Origin of the sequence: Mesorhizobium sp. B2-8-3, assembly GCF_006440815.1 — a bacterium.
Classification (GTDB): Bacteria; Pseudomonadota; Alphaproteobacteria; order Rhizobiales; family Rhizobiaceae; genus Mesorhizobium.
On record NZ_VFTW01000051.1, the window covers coordinates 1 to 9222 of the forward strand.

Genomic DNA, 9222 nt, shown 5'->3' on the forward strand with positions numbered 1-9222 from the left:
ACACCAACTTCTCAAAACTCTTCAATTACATAAAACAAAACCCCGCCGAAAATCGACGGGGTTAGTCAGCAGTCTGAGCCCCGGAGGATGATTCCTCCGGGGCTTTTTGTTAACGGCATGCCCGCGACTGGGCCGGGCGTCATTTCAGCTCGAAGGTGACCGTGACCTGGACGTTGTAGGAATTCTCGCCCGCCTGCACCGGCACGGCCGAACGGGCCGCATCGAACGACTTGGCCGCCATCGGCATCGGCACCGGCGCGACGTTCTGGTCGGTGATCTCGAGCACCTTGCCCAAGCTGACGCCGGCCGCTTCGGCGAACGTCTTTGCCTTGGCCATCGCGTCGGCGACGGCCCTCTTGCGCGCCTCGGTGATAGTCGCCTTCGGATCGTCATTGGTGAAGGTGATGCCGCCACCCTGGTTGACGCCGAGAGACACCGCCTTATCGAGAATCTCGCCCGTCTTGTCGACGTTGCGCACGCGCACCGACAGCGTGTTGGTCACCTGATAGGCGACGAGTTGGGCTTCCTGGCTGCCGTCGGCCTTGTTGGTGTAATTGTAGCGCGGGTTGATCTGGATGCCGGCGGTCTGCAGGTCGCGGTCGGCAATGCCTGCGGATTTCATCGCCGCGATCACCGCCGCCATGGCGTCGTTGTTGGCATCGAGCGCTTCGCGCGCGCTCTTGGCTTCGCGCATGACGCTGAGCGAAAGGATCGCCATGTCAGGCGCCACCGTCGCTTCGCCTTCGCCGGACACGATGATGCGGGGCGGGGGCTGGGTGTCGGCGGCGCTTGCCAGCGCCGGGAACGCGACCGCGGCAGCGAGCGCGATGGGCAAAAGATGTCTGGTCATGAAAACTCCTCGAAGTCTGCGGTCCGCCGCCCGTGCCGCATCTCACTCGACTCCGCAAAGGCGCCGATTCCCTGCAGTGCGGTGCATGGCCTGGACCTGTTCACGCGCCTTATGGGCGCAAGCCGCTCTACGCAGCGAATATGGGCTGATTTTGACGGTTCCCGCCAGAGCTTTCGAAAGCCTTGTGCGGACGAACGAAAAACACTAAGCCAGCCCGCGTGGGGCCTGTAGCTCAATGGTTAGAGCCGGCGGCTCATAACCGCTTGGTTGGGGGTTCGAGTCCCTCCGGGCCCACCATTGTTGTTATTTATCAATGATTTGGCATCTATTTCTTCCTTCGGTTAGCCGAGTTCCTTTTGCGAACCTCCGCGCATCGCCTTGATTTCATTGACTTGCGGTGGGCTGCTGAGAGTTCGAAGAGGCGGCTAGCGGCTGGCCGACCGTGACCGTTCTCTGCCCACGAATCCCGCTTATGTCATGCTGTCGATGGCGGCAACGCCGGAGTTCGGCTGCCGACCGAGCAAAAATCAGCCGTGGCGCCGAAAACTAGGCGTTCACGGACGAATCCATCGTTGGTGTCGGGACGCTAAAGGCCGATGGCGGTCGGGCCGCAGATGCAGCGGCACTGGGAAACCAGTTTCCGGCTATGTCGCCGCCGGCCGGCGTGCCTCCAATTCCGTCGACCCCCTAATCGAGTTCCCGCCCACAGCTGGTGGGGTACGCGCAAGCACCATTGCAGACACACGGGCCGGAATGTAACCAACAGACGCCTGCGCCATCGCGCGGACGACTCGGCGCCGTTGGTATGAAGGTGGATGAGGGATAGATTGGCGCGAAATTGAACGCACATGGACGGATAGATTTCTCCACCGAAGACTGCAGAGCCCAGCTGGCGAGTATTTTGAGCAGCGCGGACTTTCAGGCAACCGATCGCGAGCGTCGGTTCCTCAGCTATGTCGTGGACGAAACCTTGGCTGGGCGGAGCGATCGCATCAAGGCCTATTCAATAGCCGTAGAGGTGTTCGACCGGGACCCTTCGTTCGACCCGCAGACTGACCCGATCGTGCGCATTACGGCCAGCCACCTTCGCAGGTCGCTTGAACGGTATTACCTGACGGCTGGACTGGCCGATCCCATTCTCATCAGCCTTCCAAAGGGAGGATATGTTGCCGCGTTCTCATCGCGCGACACCGTAGCTGCCTCCGCAGAAGAACATACGCCCGCCATTATACGCGAGCCCCCGCAGCCGCCGCGCCGACCGGGCAAGCCTCGACTCATCGCAGCGGTGGCCGTGCTGGTTGCTGCTGCCACGGCGCTCGTCTTGTGGTTCGGTTCTTCCCGGCTTTCTCCAAGCGAGCCGGAAACCCCACATTTGCTGGTTGAGTGGTTTGACGACATGAACGGGTCGAGCGCAACCACAGCTCTGGCCCGTGGGCTTACGCAGGAGGTCATAAGCCAGCTCTCCAAATTCAGTGACATTGTCGTGGTCCAGCCTCTCGGCCAAGCGGGATCCGACATACGGTACGCGCTCGCAGGAAGTGTGGATATGTCCGCCGGGAGCTTTCGGGTTCGAGTTCGCATGCTCAACCGTGGGGACGGATCGGTGCTCTGGGCGCACAGTTACGACGGCGCGACAACCGTGCCCGAACTTCTGAAGGTCCAGGCCGATATCGCCGCCGATGTCGCCACGAGCCTGGCACAGCCATATGGCGCGCTGTTCGAGGCAGATGCCAAGCGCGCCGTTCCCGGTGCTCCCGACGATCAGGCTGCCTATTTCTGCACGCTTTCCTATTATTCGTATCGAGCCGGCTTCAATCCTGAAACCCGTCCCGCTGTCCGTTCCTGTCTCGAAAGGGCCGTGGAGCGATTTCCCGGATATGCAACCGCCTGGGCGCTTCTATCGCTGATCTACATTGATGAAGTCCGGTTCTACTATCCGTTCGAATCCCAGAAATCGGCACCGCTGATCGATCGCGCCCTTGCCGCGGCGGATCGCGCCGTGCAACTGGAGCCGACCAACGTCCGGGCCCTTCAGGCGCAGATGATTGCACTCTATTTCAAGGGGGAAATTGACGCGGCCATCAGAGTGGGGCGCCGTGGCATGGCCATCAACCCGAACGACACTGTATTCGTAGGTGAGTACGGGTATCGGCTGGCGCTGTCCGGAAATTGGAAAGAAGGGTGCCCGTTGGTCGCGGAGGCACGAAATCGCAATCCGGGGCCGCTCGCCTATTACGAGGCGGGGTTGGCTCTCTGCGCTTATTTCAGTCACGACATCGAGCAGGCGGTCATGTGGATCAAAAAGGCGAATGTTCCCGACAATGCGCTCTATCATTCGATCGCCGCCGCGATCTTTGCCGAGGGAGGCTACACGGCGGACGCCGAGCGCGAGCGTTCGTGGCTCATGCTCCATGAGCCCGGACTGGTCGCAAATATTCGACAAGAGACGTTGTTCCGGTTCGGCAATTCCAATGATGCCGAGACATTCCTCGGCTCCCTCAAGAAAGCAGGCTTGATGCAGGATTGATGCCCCATGCGAGGCGCCGTTCCCGATGTTCGATACCGTAAGTTACGTTCCGTTGTGGCTGGGCTTCGCCATAGATAGCCTGGGGCGTAAAATACCGGTTTCCATGACTTTTCCGGTGACCATCGCGCCCAGGTACGGTGCGAGGGGAACATGCGGCAGGATCGAACTGTACAATCTTGTCGCCTGCAAGCCGTTCGCGGCGGACGCATGACGAAATGGCAAGGACAAGCGGCCAGCTACGCCCCTCAGGCGGTCGGGTTCTTCGCATGCGTCACCCATGGAGTACTGGGCAGGCTGCCAGCGCTGGCGCTGCTCACAGGGCTTGCCACGACAGCCGCTCCGGCAGGCAGCCTCTACTGGGACGTCAACAATACGTCGCTCAACCGCGGTGGCACAGGCATCTGGAATCTGACCGATTCGGTCTGGAGCGCCAGCAATGACGGTGTGAGTGGCCCCTATGGTGCCTGGAACAACGGCGCGCTCGACGACGCCTTCTTTGGCGGCACGGCGGGCATTGTCACTCTCGGCGCGCCGATCACCGTCCACAACATGACGTTCGAGGTCAATGGCTATACCGTCACCGGCGGCACGCTGACTCTCGGCGGAGTCGACCCCACGCTCTCGGTCACGACCGGGGGCTCCACGATCGCATCGACGATCAACGGCACAGGCAGGGTGATCAAGGCCGGTGGCGGGACGCTGACGTTGTCCGGCAACAACAGCTTCAATGGCGGCCTCACCGTAAGCGCCGGCATCTTGTCTCTCACCGGCAACAACAGCTTCGGCAGCAGCCCCGTGATCACCGGCGGCGCGCTCTCGCTGACCGGCATCAACAGCTTCGTGGGCGATATCAATGTCAACGGCACGTTAACCGCGAGCGGTGCCGCCGCCTTGGGCGATATCGGCAACAACATCACCATCTCGGGCGGCGCGCTGAACATCGGCACGGTCGGCGGCAGCCTGACTGGGCGCACCGTCACGCTCAGCGGCACGGTGGTCACCCTCTCGGGGGCGGGTATCGGCGGCGCCCATTTCACCGGCATCGGCGGTCTTTCCGTCAACCCAGGGGTGAACCTGACCGACGACACCAATAACGACACCGGTGCAACCAGCTTCGTTGGCGCTGGCAGCTCCACCTTCACCTCGATCGGCAACCTGGGCGAGGCGAGTTCGCTTGGGGCGCCCACCACGGTCGCGAACGGCACCATCAGCATATCGAATCCGAGCGGAACCGCCGGCACTCGCACTGCCACCTATGTCGGCGATGGCGATGTGTCGAACCGCAATTGGAGCTTGTACTCCAACGGCTATCGCGGCACGGGCCTCAGCAACAGCGGCACCGGCACCCTGACGCTGACCGGCTCTATCTCGGTGGGCAATAGCGGTCTCGCCCAAGTGCCTTCTTTCACTGCGGCGACCGCCGACCTGGAGCTGCTTGGCGTCATCAGCGGCGGTAGCGCCACCTTTATCGCGAATGCCGGGCAGGCCCTGACGCTTGGTGGTGCCAATACGTTCACCGGCAATTCTGGTGTATCAGGCGCGGGAATCGTGAAGGCAGGCACCATTGCGAATGCCGGCGTCGCCAGCTCGCTGGGAGCGGGGAGCACAACAGGCATAAGCGGCGGCACCCTGAGCTATACCGGGGTGGGCGCCAGCACCAACCGCAACTGGGTGCTCAGCGGCGGCGGCACGCTCGACAATGACGGCAGCGGCGCACTGGCGCTGAGCGGAACCATGAGCCTCAGCGGCACGGGTACGCTGGGCGGCAGTTTCGCCGGCGCCGACAATATGGTTTCGGGGGTGATTTCGGGCGCCGGCAACCTGCGCGGCGCCGGAACCGGCACCTGGGTTGTTTCGGGCGCGAACACATATACCGGTCAGACCATCGTCGACAGCGGAACGCTGCGCGCGGGATCGGCCGGCGCTTTCGGCGCCTCCAGCCAATTCGTGGTCAATGGCGGCACGCTGGACTTCAACGGCTACAGCCAGACGCTGACCACCCTGGCCGGCACAGGCGGCACGCTGGACCTGGGCAGCGCTACGCTGACGATCCAGGCGCCAACCGGCACCACCGCGAGCTTCGCCGGCAGCATCACCGGCGCCGGCGGGCTCACCAAGTTGGGCGACAGCACCCAGACGCTCACCGGCGCCAGCACCTATACAGGTGACACCACAATCGGCGGAGGCACGCTGGCTCTCGACTTCAGCCCAGCCGGCGGCCCGACAAGCGACATCGTCGGCAGCGATTCCGCCCTGGTCATGACGGGGGGCACGCTGAAGGTGACCGGTGCCGCGAATGAGAGCGACACGCAGATTTTCGACGGCCTGACGATCACCGCCGGCAACAACACGGTCAGTGCGGTTTCCGGCACCGGCGGCAGCATGACCGTCAACTTGGGCGCCATCACCCGCACCGGCGGGCTGATGAACTTCAACCTGCCGACCAGCGGCAACATCAGGACGACCAGCACCTCGCTCGGCGGCTGGGCGACGGTCAACGGCACCGACTATGCCAAGGTCGTCGGTGGCAACATCCTCGCATTCACCGACGCCGACTACACCGACAAGGACAACGCCGCCAACTGGCTGGACAATGAGTTCATCACCGATGTGGCCGGCTTTTCCGGTACGGTGACGGGGGCCAAGCAGCTCGGCGGGCTGCGCTATACCCAGCCGGTTTCCACCACTGTGACGGTCAATGCCGGCGAGACGCTGGGCGTGGACGGCACAATCATTGTCGCGCCGACGGTGTTGGGCAACAACCAGTTGATCACCGGCGGCAAGATGACCGGCGCCAATGGCGGCGTGCTGGGGATCCAGCAGAACAGTACCGGCAACTTCACCATCGCCTCGCAGATCGTCGACAACGGTCCGGGCATGGGGTTCACCAAGGCCGGCACGGGACTCGTCACGCTCACCAACACCGCCAACAGCTACACCGGCGCCACCCGCGTCGTGCAGGGCACGCTGGCGGTGACCAGCATCGGCAATGGCGGTGCCACCAGCAGCATCGGTGCATCGTCGGCGGCTTCGTCCAACCTGGTGCTGGAAGGCAGCACGCTGCGCTATACGGGAGCCGGCGACAGCAGCGACCGCGGTTTCACCTTCGGCAAATCAGGGGCCATCACGGGCGCCGGTGTCGAGGTCACCAACGCGAACGCCAATCTCATCTTTTCGGGCCTCGTCACCAGCACGGATGGCGCCGGCTTCACCAAGAGCGGTGCGGGCACGCTGACGCTCGCCAACTCCAATAACGACTTTACCGGCGCCGTCGCCGTCACCGGCGGCCTCCTGGCCGTGAACACGCTGCCCAACGGCGGACAGCTCAGCCCGATCGGTCAGAGCAGCAGCGCTCCGGCCAATCTCACGCTGAGTGGCGGCGGTGGGTTGCGCTATACTGGCGTCACGACCGCCACCAATCGCGGCTTCACCTTGGGGACCGGCGGCGGCGTCGTCGATGTCAGCGCGGCCGGCACGACGCTGACGGTCGGTGGCCAGGTGGTGGGGGGCGGCGCCCTGACGAAGAACGGTGCGGGCACGCTGATCCTGACCGCGGCCAACACCTATACCGGCGGCAATACGGTCAATAGCGGCATCCTGCGTGCCGGCGCGGCAAACGTACTGGGCAACAGCGGGTCGATGACGCTTGCCAATACGGCGGGCGTATCGCTCGACCTCAACAATTTCAACAATGTTGTCGGCGCGCTCAATGGCGGCGGCGCCAATGGCGGCAATGTCACGCTGGGTTCGGCCACGCTGCAGATCAATGGCGGCAACGGCAGTTATTCGGGCTCGATCAGCGGCACCGGCGGCATCCTGCGCACCGGTGGCGGCACCCAGACCTTCAATGGCTGCAACAACAGCTATAGCGGAGCCACGAACCTCAACGGCGCGAACATCAGCACCGATTGCATTCGCAACGGCGGCGTGGCCAGCGGCATCGGCGCCTCGAGCAACGCTGCGACCAACCTGATCTTCAACAATGCCTCGCTGATCTATACCGGCGGCAGCGTCACGACCGACCGCGGCTTCCAACTCTCGGCGAATACCGGCGCCATCAATGTTTCCAATGCCGCCGCGACCCTGACCTTCACCGGCAATGTCATTGGGGCAGGCAGCTTGCGCAAGGACGGCCCGGGCACGCTGGTCCTGTCCGGCGCCAATACATCGACCGGCAACACCCAGATCTCGGGCGGCGTGCTGCGCGCGGGGACGACCAACGCCTTTGGTCCGCAGGGACATATGACCCTCGACAACACCGCCGGCGTTGCGCTCGACCTTGCGGGCTTCAACACGGTGGTAACATCCCTCATCGGCGGCGGAGCCACTGGCGGGAACATCAAGTTGGGCAATGCGACGCTGACGATCAACGGCGTCGACACCCGTTCCTACACGGGCGCCATCAGCGGCACCGGCGGGCTCATCAAGAACGGCGCCAACATCCAGGCGCTCTCCGGCTGCAACAGCAGCTACAGCGGCAGCACCGTGATCAATGCCGGCACGCTCCAGGTCACCTGCCTGGCGAACGGAGGCGTCAACAGCTCGATCGGCGCCTCGTCGTCCAATCCGGCGAACCTGGTGATCGGCAACGGCGCTACCCTGCAATATGTCGGCGCGGCCGCCACGACAGACCGGCAGTTCACGCTGGGCGCGGGCGGCGCCACGCTCGATTCTTCCGGCACCGGCGCCATGCAGTTCACCTATGGCGGTCCGGTAACCCTCGCCGGCAATGCCCCACGCACCTTGACGTTGGCCGGTACCAATACCGGCACCAATATCCTGGCCGCCCGGCTGGACGACAATGTCGCCGGCGTCACTTCGCTCGCCAAGACCGGCACCGGCACCTGGCGCCTGACCAATCAGGCCAGCAGCTATACGGGCGCGACCACCATCGGCGGCGGCATATTGATCGTCGACAAACTGGCCGATGGCGGAATGGCCAGCAGCATCGGTGCATCTTCCAACGCAGCTGGCAACCTGGTGATCGGCAAGGATTCGACGTTGCGCTATGTCGGCACGGGCGATACCACCGACCGTCAATTCACGCTCGATACCGGCGTGACCTATATCCAGTCCTCGGGAACAGGAGCGCTCGTCTTCGCCAATACCGGGACGGTCAGCCTGACCGGCACCAACGCAACGCGCACGATTGCGCTAGGCGGCACCAACACCGGCCTTAACACGATGGGCGGTGCCATCGGCGACAACGGCACCGGCGCCACGACGCTCGCCAAGAACGACAGCGGCACCTGGGTCCTCACCGGCAACAATACCTATTCCGGCAACACCGTCATCAACGACGGCAATCTGATGATCGGCAATGGCGGCACCACCGGCAATGCCGGTGTGGGCAATGTCATCGTCAATTCGTCAACGTCCACCCTGTCCCTCAATCGCAGCGACACCTTCACCTTCAGCGGCACGCTGAGCGGGCCTGGCACCCTGGCGCAAATCGGTATGGGCACAGGCGTGCTGACATCGCCTAACAACGCCATTGGCGCGACCACCATCAATGCCGGCACATTGCAGGTGGATGGCGGCCTGCAAACGCCGACCATCGCCATGACGGGCAGTTCCACTTTGACCGTCGGAGGCACGGTCCAGGCCGCCGGCTCCACCCAAACCGCCATTACCGGGAATACCGGCAACAACACCGTCAATATCAAAACTGGCGGCATTTTCCGGGCGACGGGCGACCTTGGCGGTGGCAGCGATAACGTCAACCTGACCGGGACATTGAACACCGGAGTGGGAGCGCTGAACCTTGGCGCCGGCAACGACACGCTGACGCTTAACGACGGCGCCGTTCTCACCGGAACAGTCAACGCCGGCACCGGTGGCGAGA

General features: G+C 63.5%; 3 protein-coding genes and 1 tRNA gene. 3 read left to right on the forward strand and 1 reads right to left on the reverse strand.

The window, feature by feature from the left end; translation table 11 throughout:
• Positions 1-139 precede the first annotated feature (139 nt).
• Entirely contained in the window at positions 140-850 is a 711-nt protein-coding gene (locus FJ418_RS31680) for an SIMPL domain-containing protein (RefSeq protein ID WP_140872208.1), read from the reverse strand.
• 221 nt (positions 851-1071) lie between these two features.
• Here FJ418_RS31680 and FJ418_RS31685 point away from each other — a divergent pair.
• The 3 genes from FJ418_RS31685 to FJ418_RS31695 all read left to right on the forward strand — a co-directional run.
• Positions 1072-1147 (forward strand) — tRNA-Ile (locus FJ418_RS31685).
• Positions 1148-1751: 604 nt separating this feature from the next.
• Entirely contained in the window at positions 1752-3377 is a 1626-nt protein-coding gene (locus tag FJ418_RS31690; protein WP_246683304.1) for a hypothetical protein, read from the forward strand.
• A gap of 207 nt (positions 3378-3584) precedes the next feature.
• Positions 3585-9222 (forward strand): autotransporter-associated beta strand repeat-containing protein (locus FJ418_RS31695; protein WP_181167167.1); only part of this gene is annotated, 5638 nt, incomplete at its 3' end.